21 protein-coding genes are annotated in these 18,143 nt (G+C 71.4%); 12 read left to right on the top strand and 9 right to left on the bottom strand.

The window, feature by feature from the left end:
• Positions 1 to 973: 973 nt before the first annotated feature.
• From G401_RS58585 to G401_RS0115750, 3 genes are all read right to left on the bottom strand, one after another.
• Positions 974 to 1,438, bottom strand: coding sequence for a helix-turn-helix domain-containing protein (locus G401_RS58585; RefSeq protein ID WP_084557236.1), 465 nt, complete (start codon positions 1,436 to 1,438; stop codon positions 974 to 976).
• A 76-nt stretch (positions 1,439 to 1,514) separates the two neighbouring features.
• On the bottom strand, positions 1,515 to 1,913 hold the full coding sequence (locus tag G401_RS0115755; protein ID WP_027343257.1) for a hypothetical protein: 399 nt from the start codon (positions 1,911 to 1,913) through the stop codon (positions 1,515 to 1,517).
• 25 nt (positions 1,914 to 1,938) lie between these two features.
• The gene (locus G401_RS0115750) at positions 1,939 to 2,376 is read right to left on the bottom strand and encodes a MarR family transcriptional regulator (protein WP_027343256.1); all 438 of its coding nucleotides are present in this window, start codon (positions 2,374 to 2,376) and stop codon (positions 1,939 to 1,941) included.
• Positions 2,377 to 2,432: 56 nt separating this feature from the next.
• Between G401_RS0115750 and G401_RS0115745 the strand changes: the two genes are divergently transcribed.
• Positions 2,433 to 3,584: a hypothetical protein gene (locus G401_RS0115745; protein ID WP_157545761.1), complete on the top strand. Its 1,152-nt coding sequence runs from the start codon at positions 2,433 to 2,435 to the stop codon at positions 3,582 to 3,584.
• 47 nt (positions 3,585 to 3,631) lie between these two features.
• Here the strand turns inward: G401_RS0115745 and G401_RS0115740 are convergent, their stop codons facing one another.
• Positions 3,632 to 4,264: an FMN-dependent NADH-azoreductase gene (locus G401_RS0115740; protein WP_027343254.1), complete on the bottom strand. Its 633-nt coding sequence runs from the start codon at positions 4,262 to 4,264 to the stop codon at positions 3,632 to 3,634.
• A 120-nt stretch (positions 4,265 to 4,384) separates the two neighbouring features.
• On the opposite strand from G401_RS0115740, the gene G401_RS46005 reads away from it, so the two are divergent.
• The 11 genes from G401_RS46005 (at position 4,385) to G401_RS45985 (ending at position 13,059) form a co-directional block, all read left to right on the top strand.
• The gene (locus tag G401_RS46005) at positions 4,385 to 4,927 is read left to right on the top strand and encodes a MarR family winged helix-turn-helix transcriptional regulator (RefSeq protein ID WP_245601730.1); all 543 of its coding nucleotides are present in this window, start codon (positions 4,385 to 4,387) and stop codon (positions 4,925 to 4,927) included.
• Between the two features lie 69 nt (positions 4,928 to 4,996).
• Positions 4,997 to 5,299 carry a DUF1905 domain-containing protein gene (locus G401_RS0115725; protein WP_034591874.1) on the top strand — a complete coding sequence of 101 codons (303 nt, stop codon included), beginning with the start codon at positions 4,997 to 4,999 and terminating at the stop codon, positions 5,297 to 5,299.
• A gap of 413 nt (positions 5,300 to 5,712) precedes the next feature.
• On the top strand, positions 5,713 to 6,963 hold the full coding sequence (locus G401_RS46000; protein WP_157545759.1) for a DEAD/DEAH box helicase: 1,251 nt from the start codon (positions 5,713 to 5,715) through the stop codon (positions 6,961 to 6,963).
• An 86-nt stretch (positions 6,964 to 7,049) separates the two neighbouring features.
• A complete protein-coding gene (locus tag G401_RS0115710; RefSeq protein WP_157545757.1) occupies positions 7,050 to 7,346 on the top strand; it encodes a hypothetical protein in 297 nt (98 codons plus the stop codon).
• 131 nt (positions 7,347 to 7,477) lie between these two features.
• The gene (locus tag G401_RS0115705; RefSeq protein ID WP_084557233.1) at positions 7,478 to 8,317 is read left to right on the top strand and encodes a helix-turn-helix domain-containing protein; all 840 of its coding nucleotides are present in this window, start codon (positions 7,478 to 7,480) and stop codon (positions 8,315 to 8,317) included.
• Between the two features lie 62 nt (positions 8,318 to 8,379).
• Positions 8,380 to 8,961 (top strand): dihydrofolate reductase family protein, encoded by a 582-nt coding sequence (locus G401_RS0115700; protein WP_027343250.1) that lies wholly within the window; start codon positions 8,380 to 8,382, stop codon positions 8,959 to 8,961.
• A 122-nt stretch (positions 8,962 to 9,083) separates the two neighbouring features.
• A complete protein-coding gene (locus tag G401_RS45995) occupies positions 9,084 to 9,638 on the top strand; it encodes a TlpA family protein disulfide reductase (RefSeq protein ID WP_051366707.1) in 555 nt (184 codons plus the stop codon).
• Positions 9,631 to 11,457, top strand: coding sequence for an ABC transporter ATP-binding protein (locus G401_RS0115690; protein WP_051366723.1), 1,827 nt, complete (start codon positions 9,631 to 9,633; stop codon positions 11,455 to 11,457). The genes G401_RS45995 and G401_RS0115690 overlap by 8 nt, the downstream gene beginning before the upstream one ends.
• Positions 11,454 to 11,948, top strand: coding sequence for a S26 family signal peptidase (locus tag G401_RS45990; RefSeq protein ID WP_051366706.1), 495 nt, complete (start codon positions 11,454 to 11,456; stop codon positions 11,946 to 11,948). Before G401_RS0115690 ends, G401_RS45990 begins: the two co-directional genes overlap by 4 nt.
• Positions 11,932 to 12,120 carry a hypothetical protein gene (locus G401_RS0115680; protein ID WP_027343248.1) on the top strand — a complete coding sequence of 63 codons (189 nt, stop codon included), beginning with the start codon at positions 11,932 to 11,934 and terminating at the stop codon, positions 12,118 to 12,120. Before G401_RS45990 ends, G401_RS0115680 begins: the two co-directional genes overlap by 17 nt.
• 180 nt (positions 12,121 to 12,300) lie before the next feature.
• Positions 12,301 to 13,059 carry a hypothetical protein gene (locus G401_RS45985; protein ID WP_051366705.1) on the top strand — a complete coding sequence of 253 codons (759 nt, stop codon included), beginning with the start codon at positions 12,301 to 12,303 and terminating at the stop codon, positions 13,057 to 13,059.
• A 4-nt stretch (positions 13,060 to 13,063) separates the two neighbouring features.
• Here G401_RS45985 and G401_RS0115670 read toward each other — a convergent pair whose 3' ends face one another.
• Genes G401_RS0115670 through G401_RS0115650 form a run of 5 tightly spaced genes read right to left on the bottom strand, consistent with a single transcriptional unit; the run spans position 13,064 to position 18,102 of the window.
• Positions 13,064 to 13,834 (bottom strand): DUF1684 domain-containing protein, encoded by a 771-nt coding sequence (locus G401_RS0115670; protein WP_027343247.1) that lies wholly within the window; start codon positions 13,832 to 13,834, stop codon positions 13,064 to 13,066.
• Position 13,835: 1 nt separating this feature from the next.
• Complete coding sequence (locus tag G401_RS0115665) at positions 13,836 to 14,588, bottom strand: GNAT family N-acetyltransferase (RefSeq protein WP_027343246.1); 753 nt, start codon at positions 14,586 to 14,588, stop codon at positions 13,836 to 13,838.
• Complete coding sequence (locus G401_RS0115660; protein WP_027343245.1) at positions 14,585 to 15,913, bottom strand: NtaA/DmoA family FMN-dependent monooxygenase; 1,329 nt, start codon at positions 15,911 to 15,913, stop codon at positions 14,585 to 14,587. The genes G401_RS0115665 and G401_RS0115660 overlap by 4 nt, the downstream gene beginning before the upstream one ends.
• A 9-nt stretch (positions 15,914 to 15,922) precedes the next feature.
• Positions 15,923 to 17,116 carry an LLM class flavin-dependent oxidoreductase gene (locus tag G401_RS0115655; protein WP_034591863.1) on the bottom strand — a complete coding sequence of 398 codons (1,194 nt, stop codon included), beginning with the start codon at positions 17,114 to 17,116 and terminating at the stop codon, positions 15,923 to 15,925.
• A gap of 5 nt (positions 17,117 to 17,121) precedes the next feature.
• A complete protein-coding gene (locus G401_RS0115650; RefSeq protein WP_034591862.1) occupies positions 17,122 to 18,102 on the bottom strand; it encodes an ABC transporter substrate-binding protein in 981 nt (326 codons plus the stop codon).
• Positions 18,103 to 18,143 lie beyond the last annotated feature (41 nt).

Below are 18,143 nucleotides of genomic sequence, written 5' to 3'. Positions count from 1 at the left end.
GGACTGTCCTGGCCTTGATCATGTGACGCCAGTTCGGCGAGAGAGCGCGATCTCACCGAACTGGCGTTACATGATCAAGGAGATGGCCGCGATCATGCCTGGCCGGTGACCGGATCCACCAGACGTTTGTCTCGACTCTCCACAAGGGGAACTCCGACACCGTCAGCCGGTCACGTCGATCATGCCCGGTGTCCACTGCGGGCGGTCGCCATCCGGATTAGGGGATGAGCCTTCCCGACAGTGAGACGCGCGTCGGGCTTTGCCCCGACCTTGCCGTTTCCGGAACACCCAGCCTTGATCATGTGATGCGTATACGTCGCCAGGTAGGGGTTTTCGACGTATACGCATCACATGATCAAGGGGGCCGTCGAACCCGCGAACCTTCTGCTCGGTATGTCCGACGATCGCCAGGGCGGCCTTGATCATGTCGCTGGTATATGTCGAAGTGGATGGCCAGACCTTGATCATGTAACTCGTATATGTTGCAGCGGCCGTATTTCGACATATATGGGCGACATGATCAAGGTCGAGAGGTGGCGGCCTGATGGGAACGCCGTGTGGGCGGCCGGGCCGGTGATCGTCTGCGGTGGGGAGGTAGGTGCATCCGGGGCTGCCGTGGGTCATGTCCGAGCCGTCCTGCCGCCGCCTGTGCTCGGCGAGGCGGAACGGTCTTCGCTAGGTGAACGACTGGCGCCGGTAGCCCGCCCAGTCCCGTCGTAGTCCGGTCTTTGTCGCGACTGTCCGCTATGCGCGCTGGGCGGGCCGCTATACGCGCTGGAGGCCTCGGAGCGAAGCGGAGAGGCCGGGGCGGTCTCCCGCGCGAGGAACGGAAGTGAGCTCGACGAACCCGGGACAAAAAGATCTTGAATTTGATTTGTCTCGACATGCGCAACCCGCACATCGGACCGGCGGTAGCGTCTCTCCCAGTTCGTCGGGGCCTCGATTCTCGTGGCGCGACCGGGAACCTTCCGGCTCAGGCGGCGAGCAGGACCACGTCGCCGGAGCGGTGCGGCTGCGGCGAACCGTTGCGCCGCAGCGAGTTCCCCCGCCCGCGGGCCGTTTCGGTCCGGGCCGGCTCGGTGCGGGTCAGTTCGATGCGGATGCGCTCCGCGCGCGCCGCGGCCAGCGAGATCACCACCGCGCGGTCCTGGGCCTTGCGGGCGGCGACATACTCCTGGCGTACCTCGCCGAGCAGGTCGGACAGGTCGATCCGGAGCGCACCGCAGACGGCGGCGAGCACCTCGGAGCTGGCTTCCTTGCGCCCGCGTTCCACTTCGGACAGGTACGGGACGGACACCCGCGCCGCCCCGGCCACGTCGGCGAGCGTGCGCTTCTGCTCCTGCCGCGTACGCCGCAGCACGTCACCGACGATCGTGCGCAACAGGGGCCGGCGCTTCGGCTCCCGGCCGCCGGGGCCGATGTACGTCACGTCCGCCATGCGGTCACGATAACGGTGGCCGGTCGCGTACAGGGGCGGTTTCGCGCCCAGCGTATTCGCGCCTCCGGGAACACGCTCACCAGTCGCGCCACCTTCCGGCCAGCTCGAACCGTTCGACGCCGCACCGCTCCTCCAGCGCGCGGACGTCGATCCCCTGCGCTTCGAGTGCCCGGTCGATGTACGCGCAGAGCTGCTCCCGCTCGTCGGTCTCGATGCAGCCCCCGCTACGTTCGTCGATGCCGTTGAGGTCGACGACGACCCGCTCCACTGCCGCCAGGATCTCTGCGTCGTCCGGATCGTGCAGCGATCGCAACTCCGCCTCGTAGGCGTCGAGCGCCGCGTCCACGTCGGCGGTGAAGGTCACGGGCCAGAGCTCTTCGGCGTACGCGTCCTCGGCGGCAAGCGTTCCGGCGGCGAGGGCGGCCCGCTGCTCCCGCACGCTGTCACGCCATTCGACGGTGGGGCGTTCGATCATGCGAGGAGGATAGGCCGGGGTTACGTCAGGAATCGGTGCGGTGGCGGGTCAGGCGTTGCGCCAGCGCCGCCAGCTCCTTGAGCAGCGCCCGGTCGCGGTCGCGCTCCCCCGTTCCCCCGGCCGCGAGGAGCGCCTTGTCCACCGTGACCGCGCCGGCCTTCGCGACCGCGTGGGGGATCTCGGCGCCGATGCGTACGCGGGTCCGGCGCCGGTCGGCCGGATCGGTCCACGTCTCGACGACGCCCCGGTCGCGCAGCCGGGCCACGGATTCGGAGACGTAGCTCTGCGGCAGGCCGGTACGCGTCGCGATGTCGCCGATCGTGCTGCCCGGCTCGGCTCGGACGTCGGCCATGATCAGGCGCAGGCCCGCCGGGGTGGCCGGCGCGCCGGCACCTTCGCGCATGGCCGCCTCGGCGATCTTGGTGAGCTCCCGCCCGAGCACGAACAGGTCATGGGCCTTCATGCCTCCAGGGTATATCGTGGCCGATGCATCGGTAGCGATACAAATGAGGTGAGGGCGTGCGCTGGCACGGAGTGGTCTACGACGTGGGACGGAAGATGACCGGCTGGTCGGCGAACTGGCGCCCGGACTACTCCCCCGCCCTCGTACGCCGGGAGCTGGAGATCATCCGTACCGACCTCGGCGCGAACGCGGTACGCCTGGCCGCCCGGGATCCGCGCCGGCTGCTGGACGCCACGGCGTACGCGCTGGATCTGGGGCTGCACGTGTGGGCGGGGCCGGAGCTGTGGAACGCGACCGCGAGCCGGACGGCGGCGTACCTGGAGGAGGTGGCGCCGCTGATGGAGAAGGTACGGCGGCGCGCGCCGGATCGCCTGGTGTTCGTCGTCGGCAACGAGCTGACGTTCTTCCTGCGGGGCATCGTGCCCGGGCGTACGCATGCGCACCGCACGCGGCTGAAGGAGGTCGGCCCGATGATCCGCGCGGGCCGTCACCAGCCGCCGTTGCGGGCCGCCCTGGCCGACCTGGTGAAGGCGGTACGCCACGCCTACGACGGCCCGATCACGTACGCGTCACTGCCGTTCGAGCAGCCCGACTGGGGCCTGTTCGACATCGTCTCCGTCAACCACTACCGGAACGCCCGCAGCGCTGCGACCTACCGGGCGGTTCTGGACCGGCTGCGGGCGTACGGGAAGCCGGTGGCTGTGACCGAACTCGGCTTCGCGGCCTGCACCGACGCCGACAATCCGGAGTTCCTCGGTTCGCTCAACGTCTCGCCGCTCGGCATGGCCGCCGCCGTGCTGCCGGGCGTCGGCCGTCTCGTCGCGCCGCGCGTACGCGAAGTGCATGAACGCGACGAGCCGCGGCAGGCGCGGCTGCTGACCGGGCAGCTGGCGGACCTGGAGCGGTGGGGTGTCGACGGCGCGTTCGTGATGAGCTTCAGCTTCCCGCTCGCGCCCTACTCGCCCGATCCCCGCCGGGACGTGGACGCGACGGCGCTCAGCATCGTGCGCCACCTCGGCCGCGGCCGGGGCCGACGCTTCCCCGGCCTGCCCTGGGAGCCCAAGGAGTCCTTCGACGCGCTCGCCGAATACTTCCCGCCCACCCCTGATCCCAGCCGCCCACTCCCGGCCGCGGCCCCGGCCCCAAGATCCCGTTTGGATCAGGGAAATCACCCGAATCTTGGGCCAAGATTACGTGCGAAAACCTGATCCGAACGGGATCTTGGAGCGGGGAGCCGCGAGCGGGTGGGGTGAGGTCAGCGGGTGGCGAGCGTCCGGCCCGCCTCGGCCGCCGCCTCGTGCGCGCTCTTCTTCATGACCGCGGCGACCTCCGCGAACTCGTCCAGCGCGGGGTTGACCCCGACGAGCGTGAACTCCCGCTCGACCAGCGTCAGGTCCGCGCCCCAGATGTCCGCGACGATCCTTCGCAGGTACGCGGTGTTGTGGTCCCACCCGTCGCGCGGAGTGCCCGGGCCGTAAGCGCCGCCGCGCGTGGTCAGGACGACCGTCGGCTTGCCGTCGAGCAGCCGCCCGTCGCCGGCCGACCCGGCGATGGCGAGGTCCATCCACGTCTTGACGTGCTGCGAGACGCCCCAGTTGTAGAGCGGCAGGGCGAGGATCGCCGCGTCGGCCGTACGCAGTTCGGCGGCGATCCGACCGGCCAGCGCGTACGCGGACCGCTGCTCGTCGGTGCGCTGGTCCTCCGGGGTGGCCGAGGCGTGGATGGCGTGCATCCAGGCGTCGGCGGGCAGCGGCTGGGCGGCCAGGTGGCGGCGCACGACGGTCTCGTCCGGGCGGGCCGCCGTCCACTCGGCCTCGACGAGGTCGGCGAGTTCGCTGCTGGCCGAGCGCGGGCCCTGGATGCTGGCGTCGATGCGAAGGATGGTCACGATGACCTCGTTCCTGGGTGGCGTGGAGTTCCTGGGTGGCGTGAGGTTGAATGTTCAACTCGACCCTAGCCCGCCCGGCTTGAACATTCAAGTCGGGCCGTCCGCAGGTATCGTGTGGGTGTGAGCGGCCCCACGGCACCGTCGGACGACAAGGCCACGCGTTTCTCGGACGACGAGCGCGGGGCCTGGATGGCGCTGTCGGCGATGCTGGTCGCCCTGCCCGCGGCGATCGACGCCCAGCTCAAGCGGGACACGGGCATCAACTACTTCGAGTACTCGATCCTCGGCGCGTTGCAGCGCGCCGAGAACCGGGCGATGCAGATGAGCACCCTCGCCCTCCTGGCGGCCGGATCCCTCTCGCGCCTCTCGCACGCCGTGACGCGGCTGGAGAACCAGGGCTGGGTCCAGCGCCGCCAGCAGAGCATCGGCTCGATCCGCTGCACCGAGGCCGTGCTCACCGACACCGGCGCCACGATGCTCGACTCCGCCGCGGCCGAGCACGTCCGCGAGGCGCGCCGCCTCGTCTTCGACAACCTCACCCCCGACGAGGTACGCCAGCTCGAAACGATCAGCCGCCGCCTCGTCCTCGCGGCCGCCCCGGATACCGGTGCCGCCCTCGGCGCGGCGATCCAGAACGCGTGCACGCAGCACGGAACCTGCTGACGGCCGCGCTCGGGCCCAGCAGACGGTCGGACTCGGCGGACTGTCGGACCCGGCTGGCATGCTGTGGTCGTGAGTTTCTCCTTCGAGGCCGAGATCTGGCTGTGGGACGCCCGGCGCCTGGACAGCTGGACGTTCGTGAGCCTGCCCGAAGACGTCTCGCAGGAGATCCGCGAACGGACCGACGGCCCGCGCCGCGGCTTCGGGGCGGTCCGCGTACAGGTGACGATCGGCGCCACCGCCTGGAAGACGTCGGTGTTCCCCGACAGCGGCAGCAAGTGCTACGTCCTGCCAGTCAAACGCGCCGTACGCAAAGCCGAGAGCCTCGGGGTCGGCGAGATCGCGGCCGTCACGCTGGACCTGCTGGACGCCTGACCGGACCCCCGGCCGGCCGTCCAGTGTGGATCATCTCGCACGGCGCGCATCGGACCGGACCCTTCTGGGTAACCTGGGGCGCATGAGTACCACCGCGTGGTTCGCGCTCCCGATCGTCGTCGGCGTGGTCGCGCTGATCGCCGTCATCCTGGTCGCCGTGATCGGCGTCAGGCGCAGCGGTCGCGGCTGACCGGCCTGGTCATGATCGTGGTCCGCGGCGGCACACCGCCCGGCGGGCGCGCTCCCGGACCACGGGAACCCCCATGATCGGCTATACTTGGGGAGTCGCCATGATCACCTCGGGGAATCATCATGATCGCCTCAGGGAATCATGGCGTATCTTGCCGGACCCCGCGCCCCGACCGACAAGGGTCGGCGCCGGGCGCCCCGGTTCCTCTACGTTCGGAGAATCCATGGCGGTCGACCGCCCCTATACGACCTTCACCGAATTCGGCGTGCCCCAGCCGCTCAGCACGTGCCTCGCCGCCCAGGGCATCACGATCCCCACTCCCATCCAGGCCAGCACCCTTCCCGACGCCCTCGCCGGCCGGGACGTGCTGGGCCGGGGCCAGACCGGCTCGGGCAAGAGCTACGCCTTCCTGCTGCCCCTCGTGGCGCGGCTGGCCGAGAGCACGTCGCCCCGGGCAGCGCACCGGCCCCGCGCTCTCATCCTCGCCCCGACCCGCGAACTGGCCGCGCAGATCGAGGCGTCGCTGGCGCCCCTGGCCAAGGTGTCCGGCCTGACGACCGCCACCATCTTCGGCGGCGTCGGCGCGGGCCCGCAGATCGCCGCCCTGCGCCGCGGCGTGGACATCGTCGTCGCGTGCCCCGGGCGGCTCAACGACCTCGTCGAGGGCGGTCACGCCAAGCTCGACGCGGTCGAGATCACCGTGCTCGACGAGGCCGACCACATGGCCGACCTGGGCTTCCTTCCGGTGGTCCGGCGGCTGATGGAGCGTACGCCGCGCAAGGGGCAGCGGCTGCTGTTCTCCGCCACCCTCGGCGGCGGCGTCGACGTGCTGGTCCGCCAGTTCATGAACCGGCCGGTGACGCACAGCGTGGACACCGCGCTCTCGCCCGTGTCCACCATGGAGCACCACGTCCTGCAGCTGCGCCAGGAGGACCGCCTGCCGGTCCTGGCCGACCTGGCCTCCGCGCCCGGCCGCACGATCGTGTTCACCCGGACCAAGCACGGCGCGAAGAAGCTCGCCCGGCAGCTGAACTCCTCCGGCATCCCGGCGGTGGAGCTGCACGGGAACCTGGCGCAGAACGCGCGCAACCGCAACCTGCAGGCCTTCGCCGACGGCACCACCGGGACCCTCGTCGCGACCGACATCGCGGCGCGCGGAATCCACGTCGACGACGTCGCACTCGTGATCCACGCGGATCCGCCGACGGAGTACAAGGCGTACCTGCACCGGTCGGGCCGCACCGCGCGGGCCGGCGCCGCCGGAAAGGTCGTGACCATCGCGACCGACGAGCAGCTGCACGACGTCCGGAGCATGACCAAGAAGGCCGGCGTCACACCGACGACGACCCGCGTACGCCCCGGCGACACGATCCTGTCCACGCTCGCCCCGGGTGTCCGCCACCGGGTCGAGCCCGCCCCGACTCCGGGACCGGCCGAACCTGGTTCCCCGACTCGACGCCGCCGCCGGCGCTGAGTCCCGCCTGCGCCTCGGGGACATCTCGTTCGTCACTCCGCAGGCACGAGCCCACCGAAGCCCACCCCTTCCTTGAGGATGCCGACGTGCCATTCGACGATGTTCCCCCCGCCTGCCCGAACCTGAGCCCCACGATGGAGATGACGCACGAAGCGATGGTCATGCTGTGGCAGCAGGGTCTGGTGACCCCGATGTCCTCCACGATCAACACCTTCGCCAAGACGGACGGCAGCTGGTGGACCGCTGCCGACGACCGGTGGCTGCGCGTGTCCGAGCCCGCCCGCAACGAGCAGCTCGACTACCACCACGGCCGGTTCCAGTCGAGCAAGCAGGCCCAGGGCCCGATGACCGCGGTGTCGCCGTGGAGCAGGCCCGGCGTCTGATCGGTCCCGGCACGCCCCGCTGACACGCGCGGGGCGCATCTTCTCGTGCGCGGCCGGCGGATTTCCGCCGGCCGCGTTTCGTGCTGCCCGTCCTGAACCAGCAGCCCAGAGCCGTCGGCGATAATGTCGGCGTGGAGTATGTGTCCAGGGTGCCCGGCGCGCCGCTGGACGGGCTGATCGACGACCTCTACTACCTGGAGGGCGCCCCGCCGTACTCCCGGTTGCTGCTGCCGGCGGCGCCCGCGCCGTTGCTCATCGTCAACCTCGGGGCGCCGTTTCTCCTCCGCGCGGGTACCGACGTCGACGCCGTGGAGTACGCCGACGGCTGCGCGGTTGCCACGCCCACACGCGCGTGGGAGTTCAGCTACCCGAACCCGACCCGGTCCGTGGGCGTCCACTTCCGGCCGTGGGGCCTGGCACCGTTCCTGCCGATGCCCGCCGCCGAGTTGTGCGACCGGCCTGCGACGGTGGAGCAGATCTGGGGCCGGCCCGCCATCGCTGCACTGCGACACCGGCTGGCCCTGGCCGACACACCGCACGAGATGCTGACGTTGCTGGAGGCGGAACTCGTCCGACGGCTGCGGGTGATCGACGGTCTTGACCTGGTCCGCCAGATGAGCATCGCCGTCGCGGCCACAGGCGGGACGGTGCCGATCGGCGACATCGGCGTGGCGGCCCGCGCCAGCAGCACGTATGTGGCGAAGCGGTTCAAGGCCGTGGTCGGTGTGACGCCGAAACGGCTGGCTCGCAGCTACCGCTTCAGCTCCACCGTGCTGGCGCTCGACGTCGCCGCACCGATCGACTGGGGAGAGGTCGCCGCCGGCGCGGGCTACTTCGACCAGGCCCACTTCGTGCGCGAGTTCCGGGAGTTCACCGGGCTCACGCCGACCCGGTACGCCGACGTCCGGCGGCGATTCCTGCGCGATCATCCCGACCACGTCCTGGACGGCTGGCCGCTGCCGGCCGATTGATTTCGTACAAGAGCGACAGCTCACACCGCACAAGACTGGGACTCCGAACAGAGGAGGAATCCATGGGGAAAGTGGTCATGAACGCGTCGGTGTCGGTCGATGGTTTCATCGCGGACGAGAACGACGATCCCGGCCCGATCTTCGAGTGGCTGGTCAGCGGTGACGTGCCGTTGGACGACAGCGGCGTGCTGAAGGTGTCGCAGGCTTCGTTCGACTACGTCCGGCCGTACTGGGACGAGGTCGGGGTGACCATTGCCGGCCGTCACGCCTTCGACATCACCGACGGCTGGGACGGGACGCCGCCGAGCGGGATCGACCATGTGGTCGTGGTGAGTCACCGTGGTGCGCCCGAGGGCTGGGACCTGCGGGCGCCGTTCCACTTCGTCGACGGCATCGAGGCGGCCGTGGCCAAGGCGCGGGAGCTCGCGGGTGACCGCACTGTCGAGTTCGCCGCCGGCGACGTCGGCGGCCAGGCGCTCGCGGCAGGTTGGGTCGACGAGGTACGCATGGACGTCGCACCCGTCGTCCTCGGATCCGGCAAGCGCTACTTCGGCTCCGTCGACGCGCAGCACCTGCTGGACGGCCCGGACGTGGTTGTTCAGGGCAACCGGGTGCTGCACCTGCGCTATCGGGTGCGCCGTTGACCGATCCGCGTGGGTACGACCGCGGCGCGGTGACCCAAGATCGAGGCGACTCCGGGCCTCAAATAACAGATGATCCGGGCATGGTAAGAATCTGGTAACACTCTTCACTAATCCTTCGTCCCATGGCCGTCCTGACCGCCGCGACCGTCTTCACCGTCGCGCTGACCCTCGTCAACCTGCTGCTCCTGCTGGGCGTGATCAGGCGACTGCGTGAGCCGTCCGCGGCCGGCCCGGTCAGCGGAGCGCTCGTGATGGCCCGCGCCGGCTCCCGGCCCGCAACCGTCACGGCGTACGCGGTGGACGGCACGGTCGTGTCCCACGATGATCTCGCCGGGAAGCTTCTCGGCTTCTTCACGCCGGGCTGCCCCGCCTGCGTGGAGCGGTTGCCGGAGTTCCTCGCCCGGGCCCGTCGACGGAGCCCCGACCAGGTTGTCGCCGTGCTGGTCGGTGAGCCTGAGGAGCTCACGGACATGGTCGGCCGGCTGCGCGGGATCGCCCAGGTGGTCGTCGAACCGCCGCAGGGGCCGGTGGCCGAGGCGTTCGAGGTCCAGGGATTCCCGGCCGTGGCCCTGCTCGACGCGGCCGGCACGGTCGCCTTCTCGAGCACCGACTTCCGCGGCTTTCCCGCCGAGGCCGCCGCCCCGCACCACCCCGTCCCAGTGGGTGCTCATGACTGAGCCGCGGCTGGGCGAGGAGCTGCGGCTGCGCGACGTCCTGCGGCACGGTCGGGCCGCCGCGGTCCTCGCGTGGCGGGTCGCTCCGGGCCTGCTCCTCGGGTCGCTGCTGCTGACGGCGGCCGCGAGCGCCGGGCCGATCGCCCTCGCCTGGCTGACCCGCGCCCTGCTCGACGCGCTCAGCACCGGACGTCCGCCCCTCACCGTGGCGGGCCTGCTCGCCCTGACGAGCCTCGCCACGGCGGCGACGCCGCACGCCCTGCAGTTCTGCGCCGCCGAACTCGACCGGCGACTGCACCTGTCCACACAGGACAATCTCTTCGCCGCCCTCGGCCGGCACGTCGGCCTGGGACGGCTGGAGAGCCCGTCGTTCCAGGACCGGCTGCAGCTGGCCGGGAACACCGGACGGGCCGCCGCGTCGCAGATCATCGCCGGAACGCTCGGCCTGGCATCGTCGCTCGCGCTCTCGGCGGGCTTCCTGGCGACCCTGCTCAGCCTGCACCCCGCGGTCGCCCTCCTCGTGACCGCGGCCATCGCCCCGGCGCTGTGGCTCAACTTCTCGCTGAGCCGCAGCGGCGCGCGGATGCTCCTCGGCACCAGCCAGGCCCATCGCCGCCAGATCTTCTTCGCCCGCCTGCTGACCAGCCCGCAGGCGGCCAAGGAGGTACGCCTCTTCGGCCTCGGCGACTTCCTGCGCCGCCGCATGCTCGGCGAACTGACCGCGGTCAACGCGGCGGAGCGTACGCTCGACCTGCGCAAATTCCGGATGCAGGTGCTGCTCGGCGGGTTGAGCGCAGGGCTCGCGGGGGCCGGTCTCGTCTGGCTCGCGGCGGGGTCGGGCGCCCACGGCGTCGGCCGGGTCTCGCTGTACCTGCTGTCGGTCGCCGGCCTGCAGAGCGCCATCGCCACCGGGGTCCACAGCCTCGCCTCGACGCACCAGGCGCTGCTGCTGTTCGACCACTACGCGGCGGTCACCGGCGCCGAGCCCGACCTGCCACGGGCGGACGGCCGACCCGTTGCGGTCCTCCAGCACGGGATCCGCCTGCGTGACGTGTGGTTCCGCTACGGCGAGGACCAGCCGTGGATCCTGCGCGGGCTCGACCTCAGCATCCCCGCCGGGCGGTCGACGGCCCTCGTCGGGCTCAACGGCGCCGGCAAGAGCACGGTCGTGAAGCTGCTGTGCCGGTTCTACGACCCGGTACGCGGCAGCATCACCTGGGACGGGGTCGACCTCCGCGACGCCGACCCCGCCGGGCTCCGCCACCGGATCAGCACGGTGTTCCAGGACTTCCAGGACTACGACCTGTCGGCGCGGGAGAACGTCGGGCTCGGCGACCTCGACGCGCTGCCCGACATCGGGCGGATACAGCAGGCCGCGGAACTCGCCGGCATCCACGCCACCCTGGCCCGCCTGCCGTACGCGTACGAGACCCAGCTGACCCGGATCTTCGCGACGGGGCAGGGATCCGACGATCCCCGGCAGGGGGTGCTGCTGTCCGGCGGCCAATGGCAACGGGTCGCGCTCGCCCGCGCCCTGCTGCGCTCCGAAGCCGACCTGCTGATCCTCGACGAGCCGAGCTCAGGGCTGGACGTCGAGGCCGAGGCCGAGCTGCAGGCCACGCTGCGCGTACACCGGCGGGGGCGTACCAGCCTGCTCATCTCCCACCGCCTGAACACCCTGCGCGACGCCGACCAGATCGTGGTCCTCGACGACGGCCGGGTGGCCGAGCACGGCGGCCACGACGAACTGGTACGGCTGGACGGCATCTACGCGCGGCTGTTCCGCGTACAGGCGGATGGTTATGCGGGGGTGCCGGGATGATCGCGGCCGCGGCGCTCCTGACGATCGGAGCGGTCCTGCTCTGGATGCGGCGCTCGCTCATGGTCATCACGGTGACCGGGCGCAGCATGGAGCCGTCGCTGCGGGCCGGCGACCGCGTCCTGATCCGGCGGGTCCCCGCGTCCTCCGTCCGAACAGGACAGGTCGCCGTCCTGCGCTGGCCCGGCGAGTCCCCGGCGCCCGGGCCGGGCTGGATGGTCAAGCGCATCGCGGCCGTCGCGGGCGATCCGCTGCCCGACCCCGTACGGCCCGTCGCGGACGGACTCCGGCACGTGCCGGAAGGCCGCCTGGCGGTGCTGGGCGACAACACCGCGCTGAGCCACGACTCGCGCCAGCTCGGCCTGCTCGACACCCGACTGCTGCTCGGCGTGGTCATCCGCCGCCTGAGCACCCAAGACCCCGGCCGAGCGGCCGGTCCGTGGACACACCGTCCACACACGACAAAGGAGAACAGAGATGCGCAAGCTCCTTGAGCGCGCGGCGGACCGCGCCCTGTCCAGGCTCGTCCCGCGCGGCACAGCGGCGGCCTCCTGCTTCGTGCAGAACTACTGCACGAGCGTCCGGTGCGACTCGACGAGCGGACGCCGCTACCGCACCTACATCATGTTCGACTGCTCCACCTACTCGGTCTGCGACGCCTGCTGAGAGGGTGGGCGGGGCTGTATGCCCCGCCCACTCCCGCGCCGCCGTTCGTTAGAACGATCGCGGAGCGATCCGCGTCCCACGTTCGGCGGCACGGGAACCCGGAATCCCCGCGCGGATGCAACACTGTGGACCGATCACGGTGGACGACGGTGTGACTCTGGGGAACGGGGGTGCCGCAGCATGGCGGGCACGGGGGACGAGAACAGCGCCGGCCCGGCGGCACCGCCGTCATCACCGCGCCCGGGGCGCAGTCGTGGCGTCATCGTCGCCGTGACGGTCGTGCTGCTGCTCCTCGGCTGCGTGGTCGGCCGGAATCTGATGAATTCGTCGCCGCCGACCACTCCCCGCGAGGCGGCCGCCTCGTCGACGACAGCACGCAGCACTCCCAGCGCGAGCCCGTCGGCCGCGCCCAGCGCGACGCCCGCCCAGCAGGGACCCCAGGCCAGCGAGTACCCCGCGGGAGACGTCACCGATCTGGCCCGGGTGTGCGACGTCGACGTCTACTATCCGCAGTCGCCGAAGCGTACCGGGGGTGCTCCGCATCCGGTGGTGCTGCTCGAAGGCGTCCCCGGCAACCGCTACCAGAACCGTACCTACTATGACGTCCTGGGCGGCTCGAAGACGCTCGACCGGACGTGGGGGCCGACCGACGCCGGCAAGGTGCAGCTGATCGCGTGCCTGGACTATGAGAGCCCCGGCTCCCAGATCCGCAGCTGTACCTACACCCGGCCGGCCGACCTCACCGTCGCGCTGATGCGGGCCACCTACACCCTCCGGGTCTACGAGGTCGCGACGGGCCGCCAGGTCCTGCGCAAGCAGATGGCCGGCGACGACCCGAAGTGCCCGGAGGTGGTGCTGGTCGGGTCGCAGAACCTGACCCATGCGAAGCCCACCGACAAGGCGATCGTCGCCGCCCTCCGCGGCCTCGTCACGAAATAGCGAACTACGCCGCTGAGGGCAGTTGCTCGCCGGCTTCGACGGCGAAGGGCAGGATGTTCTCCGGGGGCGGCAGCGGGCAGGTGCTGAACTCCGTGAACGCGCACGGCAGGTTGGCCGCCCGGTTGAAGTCCAGCCGCAGCGCTCCCCCGTCCGGCGGCACCTCGGCGATCAGCGAGCGTACGCCGCCGTAGGTGGTCACTCCGCTGGTCGCGTCCCGCAGCAGCACCTGGACGGCCGACGGGCCCGCGTCGAAGGCCAGGACCGAGCGTTCGGCGCAGTCCACGGTGAACTGGATCCGGCCGCGTACGCGATGGGTCGGCGTGTGCCCGTCGACGATCGAGGCGCCCACGTACGAGGATGCCGACGGGACGAAGGTCGCGTCCAGGACCCAGCGGGGATCGAACGGATACGACGGTACGCCGGTGAACGCCTTCAGGGCCGGGGCGCCCGGATCGCGCAGGCGCAGGGCGTACCGGCCGGTGCGGCGCAGGACGTCGACGAGCTTGTCCTCGAAGCCGAGCACGGTCGCGCCGTTCTCGTCGGGGGTCAGCGTCACCGAGCCGACCAGGGGCAGGCCGTCGGCGAGCAGGCCGTCCGCGCTGTCGACGGTGACGCCGGCGGGGCCCGCGCTCCATTTGCCGGGGATCGGCGGGTACGCCTCGGCCTGTTCCCCGAGCCAGTGCAGCGACCGGAAGCTCAGCGGGCCGTGGGGGTCGCGGAGCAGGTCGGCGCGGGCGGACCGCCAGCGCTCCCAGTCCGCGTACTCGTTGGTCATGTCAGTCCTTCCGCAGGCGGGTGAGGGCGAAGGTCGTCCGGCGGCGCAGCCGGAAGCCGAGGTGTTCGTAGAGGCGCACGGCGGTCGTGTTGGTGGCCGCGGCGTGCAGGAAGGGCAGTTCGCCGCGGCGGCGGATGCCGGCGGCGACGGCGCGCACGAGCCGGGTGGCGAGCCCCTGCCCGCGGTACGCGGGATCGGTGCAGACGGCGCTGATCTCGGTCCAGCCGGGCGGGTGCAGGCGTTCGCCCGCGACGGCGATCAGGGCGCCGCCGCGCCGGATCCCGAGGTAGGTGCCCAGTTCGATCGTGCGGGGCCGGAACGGCCCGGGCTGCGTACGCGCGACCAGGTCGAGGATCTCGGGGACGTCGCCGGCGGACAGCCGGACGGCCTCGGGGTCGTCGGCGACGTCGAGGAGTTCGCCGGTGAGCTGCACGCCCTGGCCGATGTCGAGGACCTCCCAGGTGGACGGCGGGGTGAGGGTCGGGCTGGTGACCGCCACGTCGACGCCGGGGCCGACGAGGACGCCGAGGTCCGCCCACGCGGCCGGGTCGGCGCCGTCGCGCAGCGCGGCGAAGGGGGCGACGTCGTCGGGGTAGCGGGCGGCACCGCCGTGCCGGTGCGCGAACCGCGCGTGCTCCCCCAGCAGCGCATTCCACGCGGGATTGTCCAGGACCTCGACGGTGGCCGGGGTGTCGGGAGCGCCCACCGCCGACCGGCTCTGGGCCCGGTCGGAGGTGAGCGGCTCGGCCGTCATGCGTCCAGCCCGAGATGCTCGCGCAGTGTCGTGCCCGTGTACTCCGACCGGAACACGCCGCGTTCCTGCAGCAGCGGGACCACCCGGTCGGCGAAGTCGTCGAGGCCGCCCGGGGTCACGTGGGGCACGAGGATGAATCCGTCGGCGGCGTCGTTCTGCACGAGGTCGTTGATCGTGTCGGCGATGGTGGCCGGCGAGCCGATGAGGTCCTGCCGGCCGCCGACGGCGATGACCAGTTCCCGGACGGACAGCTTCTTCTCGTCGGCCAGCGCCCGCCACTCGGCGACCGTCGCCTGTGGATCGCGGAACATGCGTACGCTGGCCCGGCCGCGGGCGACGGTGTGCTCGCCGAGGACCGGGTCGACGTCGGGCAGCGGGCCGTCCGGGTCGTATCCGGACAGGTCGCGGTTCCACACCTGCTCCAGGAAGCGCAGCGCGGTCGGTCCGCTGATCTGGGCCCGGCGTACCTCGTGGGCCAGCTCGTTCGCCTCGGCGTCGGTGTCGGCCAGGATGAACGTCGCCGCGGGCAGGATCAGCAGCTGGTTCTCGGTCCGGCCGTACTTGGCCAGCCGGTCCTTGACGTCGCGGTAGAACGCCCGGCCCTCGTCGCGGGTGGCGTGCCGGCCGAAGATGGCGTCGGCGGTGGCCGCCGCGAACTCCCTACCCTCGTTGGAGTCGCCGGCCTGCAGGATCACCGGGCGGCCCTGCGGGCTGCGCGGCACGTTGAACTGCCCGGCGATGTCGAAGAACGCGTCCTGCCGGCGGAACTTTCCCGGCCCCGGCTCCCGCAGGAACCGGCCGCTCTGCGCGTCGGCCACGATCTCGTCGCCGTGCCACGTGTCGAACAGCTCCCACGCCGTGCGCAGGAAGCTCTCGGCGCGCGCGTACCGGTCCTCGGCCGCAAGGTAGCCGCCGCGGCGGAAGTTCTCGCCGGTGAACGCGTCCCACGACGTGACGACGTTCCATCCGGCCCGGCCGGCCGACAGGTGGTCCAGGCTGGCGAACTGCCGGGCCACCTCGTAGGGCTCGTTGAAGGTCGAGTTGATCGTCCCGGTCAGGCCGATCCGCTCGGTCACCGCCGCGAGCGCGGCCAGCACCGTGAAGGTGTCGGGCCGCCCGACCACGTCCAGGTCGTAGATCTGCCCGCCCTGCTCACGCAGGCGCAGCCCCTCGGCCAGGAAGAAGAAGTCGAACTTGGCACGCTCGGCGGTCCGCGCCAGGTGGGCGAACGAGGCGAAGTCGATGTGGCTGCCCGCCTTCGGGTCGCTCCACACCGTCGTGTTGTTCACGCCCGGGAAGTGGGCGGCGAGATGGATCTGCTTCACGTCTCCTCCTCAGGCCGGCGCGTACCGGTTGGCGGGGCGGGTCAGGCCCAGGTGTTCGCGCAGCGTGTTCGTCGCGTACGCGCGGCGGAACGCGTCCCGGCCCTGCAGGACGGGGACCAGGCCGCGGGTGATCGCCGTCAGGTCGCGCGGGATGCTCGCCGGTCGCAGGCGGAACCCCGAGATCCCGGCCGCCTGCCACTCCTGGAGCAGGTCCGCGAGCCGCTCCGGCGTACCGGTGAAGATCTTCGCGTCTGATGTGAAGGAGTAGCCGGCCAGCTCGTCCAGGCGGGCGTGCCGGTCGGCGGCGGCGGCTTCGGTCTCGTCGAGCAGGACGACGAGGTCGGCGAAGACGTGCACCGTTTCGGCCGCGCGGCCGGCGATCGCCTGCTGTTCGCGTACCTCGGCGATGGTCGTGCGGGCCTGGTCGGCGTCGGCGGGCGTGATGTAGACGACGTCGGCGGCGCGGGCGCCGAGCCGGTACGGGACGGCGGAGTGGGCCAGGGCGGTGACGACCGGCTGGCCCTGCGGCGGGCGGGGCGTGATCGACGGCCCGCGGACGCTGAACTTGGGCCCGGCGAAGTCGATGTAGTGCAGCTTGTCGCGGTCGATGAAGCGGCCGGTGGCGACGTCGCGGATCTCGGCGTCGTCCTCCCAGCTGTCCCACAGCCGCCGCACGACCTCGACCGCGTCGGCGGCCTCGTCGAACAGTTCGTTGAACAGGTCCAGCGTCGCCGGCGCGTCGAGGTGCGCCGGGTCGATCGCCGGCACCGTACGCCGGCCGAAGTGCGCGGCCTCGTCCGGCTTGCCGGACACCTGGACCCGCCAGCCGGCGCGGCCGAGGCTGACGTGGTCGAGCGTGGCGAGCGCCTTGGACAGGTGGAACGGCTCGGTGTGCGTGACCGTGGCGGTCGGGACGAGTCCGATGTGGCGGGTCACCGGGGCGACGCGCGCGGCGACCAGGACGGCGTCGAGCCGCCCGCGTACCTGGTCGGTACGCTCGTCCGGCGCCCCGAACAGCGTGGACTGCAACGCCACGGCGTCCTCGATCGTGACGAAGTCGAGCAGCCCGGCCTCGGCCTCCTGGACGAGCCCGGCCCAGTACGCGGCCGTGAGCAGGTGGTGCGGTTCGGCGGTCGGTTCGCGCCAGGCCGCCGGGTGCCAGCCGGCCCCGTCGAGCGCTACGGCGAGATGAAGGTGGGGCATCGTGGTCACTTCCCGTTGATCGGCAGGCCGGGCGGGTTGATCTCGGAGGTCGGCGTGGCCTCGTTGGTCAGGTTCCAGCGCGCGAGGATCTTGGCGTAGTCGCCGGTCTCGATGAGGTGGTTCAGTGCGGCGGCGAGCGCTTTGACCAGACCGTCGTCCTTCTTGGTGGTCAGCGCGATCTTCCCTTGCAGGGCCGCGCCGGCGCCGGAGTAGGTCCCGGCGACCTCGGTCTGCCCCGAGACCGCCACGTGGTACGCGACCCCGGGGTTCGGCCCCAGGTACGCGTCGATCTGCCCGGAGCCGAGCGCGAGGTAGACCGCCTGGTTGGTCTGGTAGTACTTGATGTCGACCGGGGCCAGGCCGTCGCGCTTGTCCTGGTCGCTCCACTCGACGAGGATCTTCTCCTGGTTGGTGCCGGAGCCGACCGCGACCTTCTTGCCGGCTACGTCCTTCGGCGAGGCGATCTTCCAGCCGGACCCCTTGCGTACCTCGAAGCCCAGGTTGTCCAGCCGGTAGGTGGCGAAGTCGTACTTCTGCTTGCGCGCCTCGGTGACCGTGATGTTCGAGGCGCCGACGGCGTACTTGCCGCTGTCGAGGCCGACGAACAGGTTCTCCCAGGAGGTGTTCTCCACCACCGGTTGCAGGCCCAGCACCCCGGCCACCGCGTACGCGATGTCGGGCTCGCTGCCGATCAGCGTGGTGTTGTCGGTGGCGGTGAAGGCCAGCGGCGGGAACCCGGCACCGGCCGCGCCGACGCCGATGGTCAGCTTCCCGCCGGCGCGGATGTCGTCGGGCAGCAGGGCCGCGATCGCGTCGACCTTCGCCGGGACGATCCGGTTCTGCTGGGGGCTGTCGTTGATCGTGACGGCCGCGGCGGCGCTCGGGTCGCCGGCCACCGCCTTCGGTTTCTCCTCGGGCGCGGCGCAGGCGGCCAGCGCGAGCGACACGGCCGCCACGGCGGCGGGGAGGGCGAAGCGAGCACGCATGGTCATCTCCATAATGGATGGTCAGACGAGATGATGGATGG

The organism is Hamadaea tsunoensis DSM 44101 (assembly GCF_000428945.1).
GTDB classification, from domain to species: domain Bacteria; phylum Actinomycetota; class Actinomycetes; order Mycobacteriales; family Micromonosporaceae; genus Hamadaea; species Hamadaea tsunoensis.
Note: the sequence above shows the minus strand (reverse complement) of the source record. Positions and strands in the feature narration are given on the sequence as shown.